This is a genomic window from Micromonospora haikouensis (assembly GCF_900091595.1).
GTDB lineage: Bacteria > Actinomycetota > Actinomycetes > Mycobacteriales > Micromonosporaceae > Micromonospora > Micromonospora haikouensis.
Window position 1 is genome coordinate 25703 of sequence record NZ_FMCW01000026.1, and the last position, 19424, is coordinate 45126.

General features: G+C 77.6%; 11 protein-coding genes. All 11 read left to right on the forward strand.

The window, feature by feature from the left end; genetic code table 11:
* Window positions 1–108 precede the first annotated feature (108 nt).
* The 11 genes from GA0070558_RS24110 (at window position 109) to GA0070558_RS24160 (ending at window position 19422) form a co-directional block, all read left to right on the forward strand.
* Window positions 109–522, forward strand: coding sequence for a hypothetical protein (locus GA0070558_RS24110; RefSeq protein WP_091283860.1), 414 nt, complete (start codon window positions 109–111; stop codon window positions 520–522).
* Between the two features lie 94 nt (window positions 523–616).
* Window positions 617–1183 (forward strand): GNAT family N-acetyltransferase, encoded by a 567-nt coding sequence (locus tag GA0070558_RS24115; protein WP_091283862.1) that lies wholly within the window; start codon window positions 617–619, stop codon window positions 1181–1183.
* A gap of 561 nt (window positions 1184–1744) precedes the next feature.
* On the forward strand, window positions 1745–5092 hold the full coding sequence (locus tag GA0070558_RS24120; protein ID WP_091283864.1) for a non-ribosomal peptide synthetase: 3348 nt from the start codon (window positions 1745–1747) through the stop codon (window positions 5090–5092).
* Entirely contained in the window at window positions 5085–6134 is a 1050-nt protein-coding gene (locus tag GA0070558_RS24125) for a TauD/TfdA family dioxygenase (protein ID WP_077940162.1), read from the forward strand. The genes GA0070558_RS24120 and GA0070558_RS24125 overlap by 8 nt, the downstream gene beginning before the upstream one ends.
* Window positions 6131–7147, forward strand: coding sequence for a TauD/TfdA family dioxygenase (locus GA0070558_RS24130; protein WP_091283866.1), 1017 nt, complete (start codon window positions 6131–6133; stop codon window positions 7145–7147). The genes GA0070558_RS24125 and GA0070558_RS24130 overlap by 4 nt, the downstream gene beginning before the upstream one ends.
* Window positions 7144–12507, forward strand: coding sequence for a non-ribosomal peptide synthetase (locus GA0070558_RS24135; protein ID WP_091283867.1), 5364 nt, complete (start codon window positions 7144–7146; stop codon window positions 12505–12507). Before GA0070558_RS24130 ends, GA0070558_RS24135 begins: the two co-directional genes overlap by 4 nt.
* On the forward strand, window positions 12500–13255 hold the full coding sequence (locus tag GA0070558_RS24140) for a thioesterase II family protein (protein ID WP_091283869.1): 756 nt from the start codon (window positions 12500–12502) through the stop codon (window positions 13253–13255). Before GA0070558_RS24135 ends, GA0070558_RS24140 begins: the two co-directional genes overlap by 8 nt.
* On the forward strand, window positions 13252–13953 hold the full coding sequence (locus GA0070558_RS24145; RefSeq protein WP_091283871.1) for a thioesterase II family protein: 702 nt from the start codon (window positions 13252–13254) through the stop codon (window positions 13951–13953). Before GA0070558_RS24140 ends, GA0070558_RS24145 begins: the two co-directional genes overlap by 4 nt.
* Window positions 13950–14816 (forward strand): SDR family oxidoreductase, encoded by an 867-nt coding sequence (locus tag GA0070558_RS24150; protein WP_091283873.1) that lies wholly within the window; start codon window positions 13950–13952, stop codon window positions 14814–14816. Before GA0070558_RS24145 ends, GA0070558_RS24150 begins: the two co-directional genes overlap by 4 nt.
* Window positions 14813–17611 carry an amino acid adenylation domain-containing protein gene (locus tag GA0070558_RS24155; protein WP_091283875.1) on the forward strand — a complete coding sequence of 933 codons (2799 nt, stop codon included), beginning with the start codon at window positions 14813–14815 and terminating at the stop codon, window positions 17609–17611. The genes GA0070558_RS24150 and GA0070558_RS24155 overlap by 4 nt, the downstream gene beginning before the upstream one ends.
* Window positions 17608–19422, forward strand: coding sequence for a condensation domain-containing protein (locus GA0070558_RS24160; RefSeq protein WP_091283877.1), 1815 nt, complete (start codon window positions 17608–17610; stop codon window positions 19420–19422). The genes GA0070558_RS24155 and GA0070558_RS24160 overlap by 4 nt, the downstream gene beginning before the upstream one ends.
* Window positions 19423–19424 lie beyond the last annotated feature (2 nt).

A 19424-nucleotide genomic window follows, 5' to 3' on the forward strand; every position in this document is an offset into this window, starting at 1 on the left:
TCGCCGAGCGGTGCCGCCGGTACGTCGACATCCTCGTCCGGTGGCCGGGTAGCCCTTGACCGGCCACCGTGGACGGTTCTTGTCATACCCCGGTCGCAGTATGGAGTCATGGCTGCTCCCGCACTGGCTCACGAGCCCACCCCGCCGCGTGCCCTGTCGCTGCGCGAGACCCGCACCCGGCTGACCCAACTCGTCGCGATGGCCGAGCTGACCGACACGGTCACCCTGGTCACCCGCGACGGCGACCCCCGCCCGATCGCCGCGATCGTGCCCGCCTCCGCCGCCCGCAGCGCGGCCCAGGCGCGGGCCGACGCCGACCGGCTCGCCACGGTGACGGCGGGCTGGGCCCGCCGCCTGGAGGAGTCGCACCGGCAGAGCAGCCGTCGGCACGCCGCCGAGCTGCGGGCCGTCACCGAGGCGCTCGCCGAGGTCTGGGCCGAGCTCGACCGCCGGGTCGCCTCTGGCAGCGACCCGGCGCTGGCCCGGCTCCGCGCCGCCCACGCCGACCTGCTGCGCGACTGACCCGCTGGTCCGGCCGCTCCGGGTGGGCCGGGTGCGGCCGCGCGCCCGGGTATGGTCTGCTGGACGGGTCCGCTCCGCGCCCCCGGGAGGTTCGGTGTTCGCTCGCCCCCTGACCGCCGACGCCGAGCTGCGTCCACTGGAGCCGTGGCGCGCCGAGGAGTTCCTCGGCCACCTCGACCGGGCCCGGGAGCACATCGCGCCCTGGGTGGGACGGTCGTTCGTGGCCACCGACCTCGCGTCCGCGCGGGCCGTCCTGCAACGGTACGCCGACGCGGGGGCCCGCGACGCCGGCGGGATCTGGGGCATCTGGCTCACGGGGCCGGCCCCGCAGCAACCGACCCTGGTCGGCGGGGTCATGTTCGTCTCGTTCGACACGGCGCTCGGTGTGTGCGAGGCGGGCTGCTGGCTGGAGCCGGCCGCGCAGGGGCGGGGCCTGATCACCCGTGCCGCCGGCCTGATCGTCGACTGGGCGGTGCGGGAGCGGGGCATCCACCGGGTCGAGTGGCGCACGAACCCGCGCAACACCCGCAGCATCGCCGTCGCCCGCCGCCTGGGCATGCGCCGCGACGGCACGCTGCGCCAGGCGGTCCCCGGGCCGGGCGGGCGCGTCGACATCGACATCTGGTCGGTTCTCGCCGACGAGTGGCGGCGGCCGGCCTGACGGCCCTGACGGATGCCCGCCGGCGCTGCCCGGCCGCGTGACCGCCGACGGCCCGGAGCCCGGAGCGCCCGTCCCAAAGCCAGGCGACGCCCGTCGATGGCCTACAGCGCCGTCGACGGCCCGGCCACGCCCGTTCGAAGGCCCGGCCACGCCGGTCGACGGCCTGCAGCGCCCGTCGACGGGCGGCGCGGCCGGGCTGCTTCGGAGGGCGTGGCAGCTTCCCGACAGCCACGGGCCGGCGAGGCCGGCGGCTGGCGGTCGCGCCCGGGGCATCGGCCCTGTTCAGTGCCGCGCCGCCCGATGCGCAGGTCACATAACGGGCGGGAGTGGCCGGTCCGAGTTTCGCCACTGGTGTCCCGCATCTTGGGAGGGCCCTTGGCATTCCCATCGGCGCTCGTGGAATCTCTCAGCGGAGAGCAATCGATCGATCGCTGTAAGTAGCAGAGCGTGAGGGGCCCGGCGCGCTGACCTGCCGAAGGGTCATCCAGGGCGCACGTACCGTTACGATCTTGGGGGCCGTTCGGTGTCTGGCTGCACGCGCACGACGAATCGCGGGCGGAAGTGACCATCTCCGCCCGGCCCGCCGGACCGGTGCGCCGGGCCGGCGCACCCCGCGTCCCCGACGTCCCGCTCACCGGCGCCTGCCTGCACCGCCTGGTCGAAGCCCAGGTGGAGCGGACGCCCGACGCCGAGGCGGTGCGCGCCGGCGACCGGGCGCTGACGTACCGGCAACTCGACGAGGCGGCCAACCGGCTCGCCCGGGTCCTGCTGGCGCACGGCGTCACCGGCCAGGACCGGGTCGGCGTCTGCCTGCCCCGCGACGTCGACCTGGTGGTCGCCCTGCTGGCGGTGCTCAAGGCCGGCGCGGCGTACGTGCCCCTCGACCCGGCGTACCCACCGGCGCGGGTGGCGTTCATGACCGAGGACTCCGGCGCCCGGCTGGTGCTCACCCGCACCGGCCTGGCCGACCGCTTCGGCCGCGCCGCGTTGCCCCTGGACACCCTCGACGTGGCCGCGGCACCCGCCGACCGGCCCGACACCGACGCCGATCCCTCCAGCCTCGCCTATGTCATCTACACCTCCGGTTCCACCGGCCGGCCGAAGGGCGTGGCCATCGAGCACCGCTCCGCCTCGGTGCTGATGGGCTGGACCCGGTCCGCCTTCTGCGCGCAGGAGCTGGGCGGCGTGCTGGCCGCCACCAGCGTCTGCTTCGACCTGTCGGTGTTCGAGATCTTCGGCCCGCTGTGCTGGGGCGGGCGGGTGCTGCTGGTCGACAACGTCCTCGCCCTCGCCGGTCCCGACGCCGCCGCGCTGCCGGTCACGCTGGTCAACACCGTCCCCTCGGCGATGAGCGAGCTGCTCGCCGCCGACGCCCTGCCGGCCGGCGTACGCACCGTGTGCCTGGCCGGCGAACCGCTGACCGTGGCCCTCGCCGCCCGCGTCCTGGCCCGCCCCGGGGTGCGCCGGCTGCTCAACCTCTACGGCCCGTCCGAGGACACCACCTACTCGACCTGGGCGGAGATCACCGCCGACGGGGGCGTACCGCCGATCGGCCGGCCGCTGCCGCACACCCGGGCGTACGTGCTGGCCACCGACGGCATGCCGGTGCCGCCCGGCACCCCGGGGGAGCTGTACCTGGCGGGCGCGGGCCTGGCCCGGGGCTACCTCGACCGGCCGGAGGAGACCGCCGCCCGGTTCCTGCGCGACCCGTTCCGCCCCGGCGAGCGGATGTACCGCACCGGGGACCGGGTCCGGCTGCGCCCCGACGGTCAACTGGAGTTCCTGGGCCGCCTCGACGACCAGGTGAAGCTGCGCGGCCACCGCATCGAGCTGGGCGAGGTCGCGGCGGCCCTGGCCGACCTGCCCGGCGTGCGGGAGGCCGCCGCCGCCGTGCGTACCGGGCCCAGCGGCGACCCGCTCCTGGTCGGCTACCTGGTCGGCGCGCGCCGCGACGACGTGCCGGCCCGGCTGCGCGAGCGGCTGCCCGCCCCGCTGGTGCCGGCGACGGTGGTGTGGCTGGACCGGATGCCGACCACCCCGAGCGGCAAGGTGGACCGGGCGGCCCTGCCGGACCCCGAGTGGGAGGCGGCCGACGCGCCGCACCCGACCGCCGTCGCCGACGCGACTTACGCCGCCGGTGCCGCACCTGCCGCCGATGCGTTCGACCCCGCCGACGCCGGGCTCGCCCGGGAGGTCGCCGCCGTCTGGCGGGACGTGCTCGGCGTGCCGGTTGCCGGGCCGCAGGCCGACTTCTTCGACCTCGGCGGCGACTCCCTGCTCGCCCTGCGCTGCGCGGCCCGGCTCGCGGCGGCCACCGGCGTGCCCGTGCCGCCGGCGGCGCTGTTCGACCATCCCACCGTGGCCACCCTCGCCGCCCACCTGCGGGCCGCCGCGGTCGCCGCCCCACCGGCCCCGCCCGCCGCCACCCCGCCCGCCACCAGCGCCTCCCGCACCGCCCCGCCCGCCACCGGCCCCTCCCGCGCCGACGCCGCCCCGCCCGCCGTCGCCGACGGGGCCGCGCCGCTGTCGGCGGCGCAGCGCCGGCTGTGGTTCCTGCACCAGCTCGACCCGACCGACACCTCCTACCTGGTGTCCTACGTGGTCGAGCTGGACGGTGCCGTGGACCGGGCGGCGCTGGCCCGGGCGCTGCGCCGGGTCGTCGCCCGGCACCCCGCGCTGCGCACCGTGTTTCCCAGCTCCGACGCCGGCCCGGTCCAGCGGGTGCACGACGACCCGCAGGTCGAGCTGGTCCTGGAGCGGCCCGTGCCGGGGAGGCCGCTGGCGGAGCGGGTCGCCCGGGTGGCCGCCGCGAGTGCCCGGACCCCGATGGACCTGGCCGCCGGGCCGCTGCTGCGCGCGCACCTCGTCGCCGACGACCGCCGGCGCTACGCGCTGCTGCTGGTGGCCCACCACATCGTCTGCGACGACTGGTCGTTCAGCGTGCTCGTGCGCGACCTCGGCCGCTGCTACGACAGCGAACGGGAGGCCGCCGTGCGGGTCACCCGGCCCCGCCCGCCGTGGCCGGCGCGGCCCGTGCCGGGGCCGGCGGCGTTCGCGCTGGCCCAGCGGGAGTGGCTGGCCGGCCCCGCCGGCCGCCGCGCCCTGGACGAGGTGGTCGCCGGGCTGCGTGACGCGCCCACCCTGCTCGACCTGGCCGCGCCCGCCCCCGCATCGCCTCCGCCCGGTCCCGCCGGCTCGCCCGCGCGTGCCCCGCGCGCCGCCGACCGCCCGCGGGGGGCCAGCCTGCGGGCGACCGTGGACGCCGCCGACGCCGAGGCCGTGCGGCGGCTCGCCCGCGCCCACCGGGCCAGCCTCTACATGGTCGGGCTGGCCGCGTTCGCCGCCCTGCTCGGCGCCCGTACGGGGCGCACCGACCTGCTCGTCGGCACCGCGTTCGCCGGGCGCACCAGCGTCGCGGCCGAGGAGAGCGTCGGCTGCTTCGTCAACACGATGCCGCTGCGGCTGCGCCCCGCGCCGCGGCGCGGCTTCGCCGACCTGCTCGCCGAGGCCCGCGCCGCCGCGCTGTTCGCCGGCGAACGGCAGGGCGTGCCGTTCGACGCGGTGGTGGAGCGGCTGCGTCCGGCCCGCCACCCGCACCGCAACCCGGTGGTGCAGGTCGCCTTCGGCGTGCAGAACGCCCCGGCGGCCACCTGGCGGGGGGCCCAGGGGCTGGACCTCGCGGGGGTGGAACTCGCGCCGGACGCCGCCCGGCTCGACCTCACCTGCTGGCTCGACGAGCGCCGGGGTGGCCTGGAGGCGCTCTGGACCTACCGCACCGACCTGTTCGACGGTCCACGCGCGCAGGCGTGGCACCACGACTTCGTCGGGGTCCTCCGCCGGGCGGCGGCCGACCCCGCGCGCAGCCTCGCCGAGTGTGTCGACGATTCCTGGGGGACGAGAGATGACTGAGCAGAGCCGGGTGGCGCCGGCCATCGGACGCCGCCGACGGGACCGCTCCCTGGTCGACGTACGCCCCGACTGGCCGGGCGGTCCGCTGCCCGCCCTGGTCGAGGCCACCGTGCCCGACCTGGACCTGGCGGCCTGGCTGGCCGGCAACCGGGACACCGTCGACGAGCTGGCCCGCCGGCACGCCGCCGTGCTGCTGCGGGGCTTCGCCGTGGCCGGTCCCGCCGACTTCCGGGCCGCGATGGCCGCCCTCTCCGACGACGTGCTCAGCTACGGCGAGCGGTCCTCGCCGCGCAGCGAGGTCACCGAGGGCGTCTACACCTCCACCGAACACCCCGCCGACCAGCCGATCGTGCTGCACAACGAGCAGTCGTACACGCTGAACTGGCCACTGCGGATCGTGTTCTTCTGCGAGACCGAGCCCGCCGCGGGCGGGCGGACGCCGCTGGCCGACAGCCGGCGGGTGCTGGCCCGGCTGCGCCCCGAGACCGTCGCCGGGTTCGAGCGCCGCGGCGGCGTGTGCTACCAGCGCAACTACCTGCCCGGGATCAGCCTGTCCTGGCAGACGGCGTTCCAGACCGACAGCCGCGCCGAGGTCGAGGCATACTGCGCCCGCGCCCGCATCGAGGCGCAGTGGGTGGGCGAGGAGCAGCTGCGCACCCGGCAGGTCCGGCCCGCCGTGCGCGAGCACCCGGTGACGGGGGAGCGCACCTGGTTCAACCACGCGCTGTTCTTCCACGTCACCTCCCTGCCCGACGAGGTCAGCGCGGGGCTGCGCCGGGCACTGGCCGAGGAGGACCTGCCCTACCAGACCGCGTACGGCGACGGCACGCCCATCGGCGCGGACGTGCTCGCCGAGCTGCGGGCCGCGTACGCGGCGGAGACCCGGTCGTTCCCGTGGCGGCGCGGCGACGTGCTGCTGGTGGAGAACATGCTGGCCGCGCACGCCCGGGAGCCGTTCACCCCGCCCCGGCGCATCCTCACCGCCATGTCCGACCCGGTCAGCGCGCCCGAGCTGGCGGCGACCGCCGGGGGCCGGTCGTGAGCGGGCCGGGGCCGCGTCGGCGCGGGGCCGCGCCGGCCGCCGCGCCGGTCACCCGCCGGGTGCTGGTCGACGACTCCTTCGTGCTGCTGGTCGAGGCCGCGGTGGCCGACCTCGACCTCGCCGGCTGGCTCGCCGGCCGCCGCGACGAGCTGCTGCGCGACCTGGACGCCCACGGCGCGGTGCTGTTCCGCGGCTTCGAGGTGGCCACCGCCGACGACTTCAGCCGGGCGGCCCGCGCGGTCACCCCGGACCTGCTCGGCTACCTGGAGCGGGCCGCGCCGCGCACCGAGGTCGCCGACCGGGTGTTCACCTCCACCGAGTTCAACGCCGAGCAGTGGATCCCGCTGCACCACGAGATGTCGTACTCGCACAACTGGCCGACCCACCTCTACTTCTGGTGCGCCCAGCCGGCCACCGGCAGCGGCGGGGCCACCCCGCTGGCCAGCGAGCGGGTGGTGACCCCCCGGATCCCGGCGCAGGCGCGCGAGCGGTTCACCCGCGACGGGGTGTGCTACGTGCGCAACTACGGCCCGCACCTGGACCTGCCGTGGCAGGAGGCGTTCCAGACGACCGACCGGGCGGAGGTGGAGGCCTACTGCGCGGCGTCGGCGACCGAGTTCACCTGGCTCGGCGGAGACGGGCTGCGCACCCGGGCCCGGCGGCAGGCCGTGGCCACCCACCCGCGCACCGGCGAGACGTTCTGGTTCAACCACGCCCACCTGTTCCACAGCTCCAACATGCCGGCCGAGGTGTCCGCCGCGCTGCTGCGCGAGTACGGCCCCGAGGGGCTGCCGCGCAACGCGTACCACGGCGACGGCAGCCCGATCGACGACGAGGTGGTCGCCGGCATCCGGGACCTCTACCGGGAGCACGCCGTGTCGGTGCCGTGGCAGCGCGGCGACGTGCTGGTGGTGGACAACTTCCTCGCCACCCACGGGCGGGAGCCCTTCTCCGGCGACCGGCAGATCCTCGTCGCCATGTCCGACCTCTACGTCAACCGGAGCGTGGTGTGAACGGCTACCGACTCTCCCCGGTCCAGCGGCTCGCCTACACCGGGGCGCGGGAACTCGTGCGGGCCCGGGTCCGGCTCGACCGTCCGCTGGACGCCGCCCGCCTCCAGGCCGCCGTCGACGCGGTGGTCGCCCGGCACGAGGCGCTGCGGCTGACCCTGGTGCACCACCCCGGCCTGCGGGTGCCGCTGCAGGACGTCGACGACGCCCGCTCGGTGACCGTCGGCGCGGCCGGCAAGCTGTCCGTGACCCTCACCGACGACGCCCTGGAGCTGGCCGCCGCCCCGCTGATCGCCGACCCGGCGAGCCTGCGGCTGGTGCTGGCCGACCTGGCGACCGCGTACGCCGGCGGGTCCCTCGCCGACGACCCGGACGCCCTGCAGTTCCTCGACGTCTCGGAGTGGCAGTTCGACGAGCGGCAGCAGGCGGGCCTGCCGGCGGCCCCCGACGTCCCGGCCGCCCGGCTGGTCACCCCGCACGGCGACGATGCGGCCGAGGAGTCGGTGGCCGAGGTGCCGCTGGGCCCGCTGACCGCCGCCGCCGACGCGGCCGGGGTGACGGTGCCCAGCCTGCTGCTGGCCGCCTGGGCGCTGACCCTGTCCCGCCGGGCCGAGCCGCCCGCCGGGGCCGACGACGCCGAGCTGGTGCTGGCCCGCTGGAGCGACGGCCGGCACGCCGACGGCACCGCCGCCGTGGTCGGGCCGCTGGGCGGCTACGCGCCGCTGCGGCTGCGCCTGCCGCTGCCGGCCGCGCCGAAACAGCTCCTCGACGAGGTACGCGGCGCGGAGCGCCCCACCGAGGAGACGTTCCACCTGCTGGAGCCGGTGGGCGTCGACTCCGCGGCGGTGGCCGGCTTCGCCGCCGTGCCGGCCGTCGCCCCGGCGACCCTGGCCGCCCTCGGGGCCACCGACGTGCGGGTGAGCGCCCCGCCGCCGGTGGGCGGGCCGCACCTGAGCGCCGTGCTCGACGCGGGCACGGCGACCCTGCGGGTCACCGGCGGGCGGCAGCTGCGCGAGGGGCTGCTCGCCGTGCTCGGCACCCTGCCCGCCGCGCTGACCGACGGGGCCCCGCTGGCCCTGCTCGGCGCGGCGGAGACGCGCTGGCTGGTCGAGGCCGCCGGGCCGGCGTCCGACGCGCCGACGCGTACCCTCGCCGAACTGCTCCACGGCGGGCTGGCCGCCGCCGACCCGGGCGCCGAGGCGGTCGTCGCGGCCGACGGGACGTACACCTTCGGCGAGCTGTGCCGGCTCGCCGACGGGGTGGCCGCCGGCCTGGTCGAGCGCGGCCTGCACGGCGGCCGGCGGGTCGGGGTGCTGGCCGCCCGCTCCCGGGACACGGTGGTGGCGTTCCTCGGCGTGCTGCGCGCCGGCGCGGTGTTCGTGCCGCTGGACCCGGCCGCGCCCCCGCGTCGCCTCGCCGAGCTGGCCCGCGCGGTCGACGCCGGCCTGGTCCTCGGGGACCGGCCCGTGGCGGGCGTGCCGCACGCGGGCGTCGCCGAGCTGGCCGCCACCGCCGCCACCGCCGCGCTGCCCGAGACGCGGCCGACCGACCCGGCGTACGTGATCTTCACCTCGGGGTCCACCGGCACGCCGCGCCCGGTGCTGGTCTCGCACGGCAGCGCCGCGCACCTGGCGCACGCCCTGGAGCGCGTCGTCTATTCGAACGCCCCGGCCGGGGCGCGGGTGGCGGTCAACGCCCCGCTGACCTTCGACGCCTCCGTCAAGCAGCTCGTCCAGCTCGGGCACGGCCGCAGCCTCTACCTGGTGCCGGAGGAGGCCCGCCGCGACGGCGTCGAGCTGGCCGGCCTGCTCGCCGCGCACCGCGTCGACGTGCTGGACCTGACCCCGTCGCAGCTGCGCATCCTGCTCGCCGCCGACGGGGTGGCCGCCGGCCGGACCGCGCTGCCGGGGGTGCTGCTGCTCGGCGGCGAGCCGGTGCCGGCGGACCTGTGGGACGCCGTGGCGGCCCTGCCCGGGGTGCGCGCGGTCAACCTGTACGGCCCGACCGAGGCCACCGTGGACGCCACCAGCGCCGAGATCACCCCCGGTGACCCGCCGACGATCGGCCGGCCGCTGCCGGGGACGGGGGCGTGGGTGCTCGACGGCCAGCTCCGCCCGGTGCCGCCCGGGGTGGCCGGGGAGCTGTGCCTGACCGGCCCCCAGCTCGCCGACGGCTACCTCGGCGACCCGGAGGCCACCGCCCGCCGGTTCGTGCCCGCGGCGCTGCCGTCGGGCCGCGTCGAGCGGGTGTACCGCACCGGCGACCGGGTGCGCTTCGACGCGCGGGGGCGGCTGACCTACCTGGGCCGGCTCGACGACCAGGTCAAGGTCAACGGCTTCCGGATCGAGCCGGGGGAGGTCGCCGCGGTCCTGCGCGAGCACCCCGGGGTGGCCGACGCGGCGGTGGTGGCCCGCGACGACGACGGGCACGGCGCGCGGCTCGTCGCGTACGTGACGCCCGCCGGGGGCCCGCCGGCGGTCGACGTGGACCGGATCGTGGGCATCAACCCCCACGAGACCCGCTACCTGTACGACGAGATCTTCCGCCAGCAGGTCTACCTGCGTGACGGGGTGGTGCTGCGGGCCGGGGCGACGGTGTTCGACGTCGGCGCGAACATCGGCATGTTCTCGCTGTTCGTGCACGCCGTGTGCCCGGACGCCACGATCCACGCGTTCGAGCCGGTGCCGTCGGTGGTCGAGGCGTTGCGCCGCAACGTGGCCACCTTCGGGGTGCCCGCCACCGTGCACCCGCACGGGCTCGCGGCGGCACCCGGCGAGGTGGATTTCACCTACTATCCCGGCTACGCCATGATGTCCGGCCACGCCGAGTACGCCGACCCGGCCGCCGAACAGGCCGTCATCCGCCGCTTCCTGACCAACGAGCGGGACCGGGGCGAGGCCGACCGGGACGCCCTGCTCGACCGGGTCGACGAGCTGCTGACGGAGCGCTTCGCGCCGGACCGGCTCAGCGTGGCCGTCCGGCCGCTGTCCGACGTCATCGACGAGGTGGCCCCCGAGCGCATCGACCTGCTCAAGATCGACGTGCAGCGGGCCGAGGCCGACGTCCTCGCCGGAATCCGGGAGGGCCACTGGCCGCTGGTCGCGCAGGTGGCGATGGAGGTGCACGACGGCGTCGGCACCGCCACCGAGGGCCGCCTCGACGAGCTCATCGCGTTCTTCGAGGACCGCGGCTTCACCGTCCTCACCCGCCAGGACGACCTGCTCGAGGGCACCGACCGGTACACCCTGCACGCCGTGCGCCCCGAGTACGCCGACGACCCCCGCCCCGCGGTGACCGCCGCCCCGGCCGACGGCGAGCCGCTGGACGCCCGCCTCGCCGCCTGGCTGCCCGAGCGGCTGCCGGCGCACCTGGTCCCCGGGGCCGTGGTGGTGCTCGACGCGCTGCCGCTGACCGGCAACGGCAAACTGGACCGCGCCGCCCTGCCCGCCCCCGAGCGGGGCCGCCGCGCCGCCGGCCCGGGCGTCGCCCCCGCCAACCGGGCCGAGGAGATCCTCGCCGAGGCGTGGCGTGAGGTGCTCGGCCTGGAGACCGTCGGCGTGACCGACAGCTTCTTCGCCCTCGGCGGCGACTCGATCCGCAGCATCCAGATGCAGGTCGCCGCCGCCCGGCGGGGCCTGTCGTTCCGGCTGCGCGACATCTTCGCCCACCAGTCGATCCGGGAGCTGGTCAGCCACGGCGAGATCACCCTCGCCGACCCGGACGCCGACGAGCCGACCGCCGGGGCGGTGCCGGTCGACGGCGACCGGTCCACCGGGCCCGCCGCCGCTCGGCCCGAGCGGGGCGCGGACACGCTCCTGGCCGCCGCCGACCGGGACCGGCTGCCCGCGTCGGCGGTCGACGCGTACCCGATGACCACCCTGCAACAGGGCATGGTCTACCACTGCGAGCTGACCGGCGACCCGGCGATGTACCACAACGTCACCGCGCACCGCGTCGACGCGCCGCTGGACCCGGCCGCGCTGCGCGCCGCGTTCGCCGCGCTGGTGGCCGCGCACCCGGTGCTGCGCACCGGCTTCGCTCTCGACGGGTACGCCGAGCCGCTGCAGCTGGTGCACGCCGACGCGCCCGCCGACGTGCCGGTCGACGCGCTGGCCGACGCCGACCCGGCCGCCCGCGCCGCCCACGTCGACGCGCTGATCGCCGCCGAACGGGCCCGCCCGTTCGACTGGGAACGCCCGCCGCTGGTCCGGCTGCAGGCCGTCGACGAGGGCGCCGACGGGTTCACCCTCGTCGTCGCCGAGCACCACGCCGTCCTCGACGGCTGGAGCCTGGACCTGTTCCTGCGCGCCCTGCTGGCCGACCACGAGCGGCGGCGAACGGGCCGGCCCGCCCCGCCCGCCCCGGCGGCCCTGCCGCCGTACCACCACGTCGCCGCCGAGCGGGCCGCCCTCGCCGACCCGGCCACCCGCCGGTTCTGGCTCGACGGCCCCGGTGCCGCGCCGCCGCTGCTGCTCGGCGGGCCCGGCCCCCGGATCACCGTCACCCGGCCGGTGCCGCTCGACGACGACGTCACCGACCGGGTCGCCGAGGCGGCCCGCGCGGCCGGGGTGCCGGTGAAGTCGTACCTGCTGGCGGTGCACCTGCGGGCGCTCGGCGAGACCGCCGGCCGCGACGACGTGGTCTCCGGCCTGGTCGTCGGCGGTCGGCCCGAGGGCGCGGGCAGCGACGCCACCCTCGGGCTGTTCCTCAACACCCTGCCGGTCACGGCGACCCTGCGCGGCCGGCCGCTGGCCGAGCTGGCCGGGGACGCCTGGCACGCCGAGCGGTCCCTGATGGGCCACCACCGGTTCCCGCTGGCCGAGATCGTCCGGGCCGGCGGGGCGGGGCCCCGCTTCGACAGCTTCTTCAACTACACCCACTTCCACGCCGACGACCGCGCCGGCCCCCGCGTCGTGGTCAGCCGGGTGACCACGGTCGACGTCGGGTTCAGCCTCGCCGTCGACGTGGCGGTGGTCCCCGATACCGGCCGGCTCGTCCTCGCCCTGCAGTACGACGGCCGCCGCTTCGACGCGGACTGGGCCGACCGGCTCGCCGCGACCTTCACCCGGCTGCTGGCCACCGAGCCGACCGCGGCGCTGCCGCCGGCCGGGCCGCCGGCCCACGCGCCCACCGACGCCCGCTCCCGCTGGTCGGCGCGGGTCGCCGGGGCTTGGCGGGACGTCCTCGGGGTGACGCCGCGTTCGGCCGCCACCACGTTCGCCGCCGCCGGCGGGGACTCGCTGCGGGCGCTGCGCCTGGTCCGCACGCTGCGCCAGCGGTACGGCACCGGGCTGACCCTGGCCGAGTTCGCCGAACTGGCCGACTTCGGGGCGCTGGTGGACCGGGTGGCCCGCGATGGCTGACCGCGACCCGTGGCTGGTGGTCCGCGCGCCGGTGCCCCGCCCCGCGCTGCGGCTGTTCTGCCTGCCCTACGCCGGCGGCAACGCGGGCGCGTTCGAGAGCTGGCGCACCGGGCTGCCCCGGTCGGTCGAGGTCAACGCCGTGCAGTACCCGGGCCGGCGGGAACGCGCCACCGAGGCCGCCCCGCGCCGGATGACCCCGCTGGTGCAGGCCCTGGAGGCGGCGCTCGCGCCCCACCTCGACCGCCCGTACGCCGTCTACGGCGACTGCCTCGGCGCGTACGTGGCGTTCGAGCTGGTCCGGCGGTTGGCCCGGCGCGGCCACCGGCCCGCCGACGCGCTGGTGGTCTCCTCGGCGGTGCCGCCGCACCGCAGCGGCGTCGAACCGGACTACTCCACCCTGGACGACGCGGCGTTCCTCGCCGAGCTGGTCGCGCTGGGCACCCTGCCCCCGGCGGTGGCCGGGCACCCGGACCTGGCCGCGGCGGCCCTGCCGGCGGCCCGCGCCGACTTCGAGCTGGGCCGCAGCTACCGGCTGCGCGACGCCGACCCGGTGGCCACCCCGGTCACCGTCGTCGTCGGCGACGCCGACCCGCACGTGTCGGCGGTGGACGCGGCGGCCTGGGCCGACCTGACCACCGCCGGCTGCACCACGTTGACCGTTCCCGGCGGGCACGACCTGCTCGCCCGGGCCGACGCCGGGCTGCTGCGCGCCGTCCGGACCGCCCTGACCGGCAAGGAGCCGTCTTGACCCGCACGACACTGCTCTGCTTCCCGTACGCCGGCGCGGGCCCGTCGGTGTACCAATCGTGGCGGCGCGTCGCCCCGCCCGAGCTGGACGTCGTCCCGGTGTCGCTGCCGGGGCGGGAGAAGCGGTTCGTCGAGGAGCCGTACCGCCGCCTGGAGCAGGCGGTCGACGGGCTGCTCGACGAGGTCCTCGAACTGGTCGCCGGCCGCGACCGGGTGGCCCTGTTCGGGCACAGCATGGGCGCGGTGCTCGCCTACGAGATGACCCGCCGGCTCACCGGGGCCGCCGGGGTGGCCGTGTCCCACCTGTTCGTCAGCGGCTCCCCGGACCCGTGGTCCGGGCGCGAGCGCACCGCCGCCGGGCTGCCCGACGACGAGTTCGTCGCCCGGGTGGAGGAGTTCGCCGGGTACACCCACCCGGCGCTGGCCGACCCCGACATGCGGGAGCTGCTGCTGCCGGTGCTGCGCGCCGACGTGGAGCTGCACGAGGCGTACCGGCCGGCGGGGGAGAAGCGCGTCGACGTGCCGGTCACCGCCCTGCGCGGCGCGGACGACACGCTCGTCGCCGACGAGGCGCTCGCCGGCTGGGGGCGGGTCACCTCGGCCACCTTCGCCGTGCGGCGGCTGCCCGGCGGCCACATGTACCTGACCGACTCCCCGGCGGCCGTGCTCGACCTGGTCGGCGCGGAGCTGACGCGATGACCGACGCGCCGACCCGCCCCGCACCGGTGGTCACCGGCGACCGGCTGGCCGGCAAGACCGCCATCGTCACCGGTGCCGCCCGGGGGCTGGGCCGGTCCTGCGCGGTGACGTTCGCCGCCCAGGGGGCCGACGTGGTCCTCGTCGACCTGGCCGGGGACCTGCCCGGCGTGCCGTACCCGCTGGGCTCGGCGAGCCAGCTCGCGCACACCGCCGACCTGTGCGCCGGGTACGGGGTGGCCGCGTACCCGGTCGAGGCCGACGTGCGGGACCTGGCCGCCGTCCGGGCCGCCGTCGCGCTGGCGGTGGCGCGCTTCGGCCGGGTCGACGTGCTGGTCAACAACGCCGGCATCGCCGCGCCGTCGGGCAAGCCGACGCACGAGATCACCGAGGCCGAGTGGCAGCTCATGCTGGACGTCGACCTGTCCGGGCCGTGGCGGATGATCAGCGCGGTCGGCGAGGTGATGTGCCGCCAGCGCGCCGGCAGCATCGTCAACGTCGCGTCCACCGCCGGGCTGGTCGGCTACCGGCACTTCGCCGGCTACGTGGCGGCCAAGCACGGCCTGGTCGGGCTGACCCGGGCCGCCGCGCTCGACTACGCCCCGCTGCGGGTGCGGGTCAACGCGCTGTGCCCCGGCTCGGTGCGCGACGACCCGCACGTCGAGGGCCGGATGCTCGCCGAGATCGCCCGGTCGCTGGAGGTGCCGGTCGCCGAGCACGAGGAGACGTTCGTGCAGGCCCAGCCGATGAACGCGCTGATCGAGCCCGGCGCGGTGGCCCAGGCGGCGCTCTGGCTCGCCTCGGACGAGTCCGCGCAGGTCACCGGCTCGGTCATCACCGTCGACGGAGGGTTCACCACCCGATGAGCGCCCCGCACACCCCCCACCCGACCGAGGCGGCCCGGTTCTGTCACGCCGCGAGCGCCCGGGTCGCCCCCGACGCCGACGCCGACGGCCTCGCCGAGGCGTACGCCGTGCTCACCCGGCGGCACGGCCTGGCCGGCGGGCGGCTGTGGGTGGAGCGGGTGCCGGCCGGGCTGGCCGTGCGCCGCCGCGACGCCGAACTGGCCCGGCCGCTGCCGGTCGGCGGCCCGGACCTGCGGGCGGTGCTGCTGCGCCACGACGACGGGGCCGACCTGGTGCTGGTCGCCCGCCGGCACGCCGTGGGCCGGCACCGCCTCGGCACCCTGCTGGCCGAGCTGACCGACCCGGCCGCCCCGGGGAGCAGCGGGTCGGACGCCGACGCCCCCGCCTCCGCCTCCGCCGATGTTGCCGACGCCTCCGCCTCCGACCCCGACGCCGGGGACACCGGTTGGCTGCGCGGCGACCCCGGGCCGGACCGCCCCGCCGCGCACATCGTCGCCGTGCCGGCCGGGACCGACCTGGCCGCCCTCGTCGCGGCGGTCGGCGCGGTGCTGGCCCGGTACCGGGGCGTGCGCCGGGCCCTAGTCGGCGCGGTCGTCGACGAGCGGCTGGCCGTCGTCGGGGTGCCGGTCGACGGCGGCGCCCGTGACCTGCTCGCCACCGCCGCCGCGACCGGGTCGCCCTGGCCGGTCGCCGGCGGCGCGCCGCCCGCCGGGTTCCTCGACGTCGAGGTCGGCGTGCTCGACGCGGCCAGCCCCGCCGACGCGTACCGGCCCTGCCTGGCCCCGCTGTGGCCGCTGACCCTGGCGCTGGCCGGCACCACGCTGACCTGCCACCACCGCACCGCCGGGTGGTCCGGCGACCTGGTTGCGGCGTTCGCCCGCCAGGTCGTCCGGGTGCTCGGGCAGGTCCTCGCCGACCCGGACCGACCGCTGGCCGGTCACGACCTGTTCGACGACGCCGAGCGGGCCGCGATCGTCGCCCTCGGCCGGGGCCCCGGCGGGCCGCCCCCGGCGGTCGACACCATCGCCGGCCGCGTCGCCCGGCACGCCAGGCGGCGACCCGACGCGCCGGCCGTGTCCTGCGCCGGCCAACGGCTGACGTACGCGCAACTGGACGCCGCCGCCACCCGGGTGGCCCGCGCCCTCGCCGCGCACGGGGTGGCCCCCGGCGACCGGGTGGGCGTCTGCCTGGACCGGTCGGTCGACCTGATCGCGGTGCTGCTCGGCGTGCTGCGGGCGGGGGCCGCGTACGTGCCGGTCGACCCGGCGTACCCGGCCGAGCGGATCCGCTACACCGTCGAGGACTCCGGCGTCGCCCTGCTCGTCGGCGGTGGTGGGATCGACCCGGCCGGGCTGACCGCCGGGCCGGACGACGCGGCGGGGAAGGAGCCGGCGGCGGGCGGGCCCGACGACACCGCGTACGTCATCTACACCTCCGGCTCCACGGGCCGGCCCAAGGGGGTGTGCGTCCCGCACCGCAACGTCCTCGCCCTCGTGGACGCCACCGCCGGGGACTTCGGGCTCGGCCCGGCCGACGTGTGGACGATGTTCCACTCCAGCGCCTTCGACTTCTCGGTGTGGGAGATCTGGGGCTGCCTGCTCACCGGCGGGCACCTGGTGGTCGTCCCGCACCTGGTCACCCGGTCCCCGCAGGAGTTCCACGCCCTGCTGGCCGCCGAGCGGGTGACCGTGCTCAACCAGACCCCGTCGGCGTTCGCGCAGCTCCTCGACGTCGACCGGCGCGCCGCCGACCGGCTCGCCGTGCGGCTGGTCGTCTTCGGCGGCGAGCCGCTGGACGCCCGGATGCTCACCGGCTGGTTCGACCGGCACCCGGAGCGGGAGTGCCGGGTGGTGAACATGTTCGGCATCACCGAGACCACGGTGCACGTCACCGCGCAGACCCTCGACCGGGGGCTGGCGCTGGCCGGCAGCCGGTCGGTGGGGCGTGCCCTGCCCGGCTGGCGGGTGTACGTGCTCGACCCGGACGGCCGGCTGCTGCCGCCCGGCGCGGCGGGGGAGATCCACGTGGGCGGCGCGGGGGTGGCCGACGGCTACCTGCACCGCCCCGAGCTGACCGCGCAGCGGTTCCGGCCCGACCCGTGGGCGGGCGGACGGATGTACCGCAGCGGCGACCGGGGCCGGCTGCTGCCCGACGGGCGGCTGGAGCACCTGGGCCGCCTCGACGACCAGGTGAAGGTGCGCGGCTACCGCATCGAGCTGGACGAGATCCGCCAGGTGCTGTTGGACGACCCGGGGGTGCTGGCCGTGGCCGTGGTGGTGCAGACCGGCGCGGAGTCCGCCGACACCCGGCTGCACGCCTACGTCGTGCTCGCCGACCCCGCCGCCGCCGGGACCGCCGCCGACCCCGCCGCCGGGGCCGCCGTCGGGGCCCGTGCCGCCACCGGCGTGCTCGCCGAGGTGCGCCGCCGCGCGGCCCGGATGCTGCCCGACTACATGGTCCCGGCGACGGTCACCGCGCTGCCCGCCCTGCCGCTGACCGGCAACGGCAAGCTCGACACCGCCCGGCTGCCCGCCCCGGCCGAGCTGCCCGCGTCGGCCCCCGCGCCCGCCGCCGACGCGGCGTTGGACGAGCGGATCCGGGCGGTGTGGCAGCGGGTCCTCGGCGCCGAGGTCGGGCCGGAGGACAACTTCTTCGACCTGGGCGGCAACTCGCTGCTGGCCCTGCGGCTGCTCAACGAGCTGCGCGACCAGGGCCTCGCCGATCTCACCCCCCGCCACCTGTACGTGCACCAGACCGTGCGCGGGCTGGCCGAGGCGATCGGAGCCGCCCGATGACCCCCGACGTGGACACCCTCGCCCGGCTCTGGCCGCAGGTCGACCGGGTCGCCGTCAAGGACGGCTGCGTGTACGTCGTCGCCGACGACCACCTCGACCCGCTGGCGCTGCGCGGGCAGCTCGCGCGGGAACTGCCCGACGGGGAGCTGCCCCGGCACATCGTCCAGGTCGACTCGCTCGACCCGGCCGACCTGGTCGCCCCCGACGACCGGTACGGGGCGTACCAGCCGCCGCGCGACGACACCGAACGGCAGCTCGTGCGGGTGTGGGAGGGGGTGCTGGGGCTGCCCAAGCTCGGCGTGCTCGACGACTTCTACGCCGCCGGCGGGGACTCCCTGGCCGCTGTCGCGCTGGCCGTGGAGGCCCAGCGGGTCTTCGGCACGGCCCTGTCGCCGGCCGCCGTGCTGCGCCACCCGACCGTGGCCGCCCTCGCCGCCGAGGTACGCCAGGCCCGCGCCGCCACGCCGCTGCCCCGGGCCGCCGCCGCGCGGGCGTACCCGCTGTCGCCGCAGCAGCGGCGGGTGTTCCTGGCCCAGTCCCGCGACCCGGCCTCGGTGGCCTACCACCTGCCGCTGCTGCTGCCGGTGCCCGCCGACACCGACGCCGCCCGGCTGGGCCAGGCGCTGCGGCACGTGGTGGCCCGGCACGACATCCTGCGCACCGCGTTCGGCACCGAGGCGGGCCGGCCGGTGCAGCGGGTGCTGCCCGGCGTGGTGTGTGAGCTGCCCGAGGTGGCCCGCGCCGCCGACGAGCCGGTCGCGGTGACCCCGTTCGACCTGGCCGCCCCGCCGCTGCTGCGCGCCGAGCTGCGGCGCACCCCGACCGGGGCGGCGCTGGCCCTGGAGCTGCACCACATCGTCACCGACGGGCTCTCCCTGGCCCTGCTGCTGCGCGAGGTCGACGCCCGCTACGCCGGCCGCGACCTGCCGCCCGTGCCCGCCCAGTACGCCGACTACGCGGTGTGGACGCACGCGCAGGAGCCGCCGGGGCGCGACTGGTGGCTGGCCCGGTTCGCCGACCCGCCCGCGCCGCCGCGCCTGCCCACCGACGCCGACCGCGGCACGGGGCCCGACGCGGGCGACCCGTCGACCGCCGCCGCCGGTGTCGTGGAGTTCGCCGTGGACGCCGCCCGCACCGCCGCGCTGCGCGCGCTGGCCCGCCGCGAGGGCGTCACCCTGTTCCACCTGCTGCTCGCCGGCTACGCGACGTTCCTTGCCGCCGCCACGGGCGGCCCTGGCGGGGCCGACGGCGTCGACGTGACCGTCGGCACGCCGGTGGCCGGCCGGGGCGCACCCGGGCTGGACGCCACCATGGGCATGTTCGTCAACACCGTCTGCCTGCGCCACCGGGTCCGCCCCGACGTGCCGTTCCGGGCGCTGCTGGCCGAGGTGGCCCGGGACGCGGTGGACGCCTTCGCCCACCAGGACTTCCCGTTCGACAGCCTGGTCGAGGCGGTGCTGCCGGTGCGCGACCCGCACCGGCACCCGCTGTTCGACACCCTGTTCGCGATGCAGCACGCCGAGGTGGCCCGGGTCGAGTTCCTCGGCCGGCCGGTGGAGCTGGCCGTCGCCCCGACCGGGCAGGCCATGTTCGACCTGGACATGCAGGTCTACGAGCGGCCCGACGGGCTCACCGTGCACTGGGCGTACCACGCCGGGCTGTTCCTGCCGCAGACCGTGCGCGCGTTCGCCGACCTGTACCTCGACCTGCTCGACGCCGTGCTGGCCGACCCGGGCCGCCCGGTCGGCGAGCTGACCGGCGCGGCGGCCCCCGTGGCCGCCGCCCCGACCACCATCGACATCGACCTGTAGCC

Excerpts from the sequence above, each read along its gene's own strand:
- GA0070558_RS24110 (WP_091283860.1), top strand. The coding sequence starts at position 109 with ATGGCTGCTCCCGCACTGGCTCACGAGCCCACCCCGCCGCGTGCCCTG.
- GA0070558_RS24125 (WP_077940162.1), top strand. The coding sequence starts at position 5,085 with ATGACTGAGCAGAGCCGGGTGGCGCCGGCCATCGGACGCCGCCGACGG.
- GA0070558_RS24140 (WP_091283869.1), top strand. The coding sequence starts at position 12,500 with ATGGCTGACCGCGACCCGTGGCTGGTGGTCCGCGCGCCGGTGCCCCGC.
- GA0070558_RS24150 (WP_091283873.1), top strand. The coding sequence starts at position 13,950 with ATGACCGACGCGCCGACCCGCCCCGCACCGGTGGTCACCGGCGACCGG.
- GA0070558_RS24155 (WP_091283875.1), top strand. The coding sequence starts at position 14,813 with ATGAGCGCCCCGCACACCCCCCACCCGACCGAGGCGGCCCGGTTCTGT.
- GA0070558_RS24160 (WP_091283877.1), top strand. The coding sequence starts at position 17,608 with ATGACCCCCGACGTGGACACCCTCGCCCGGCTCTGGCCGCAGGTCGAC.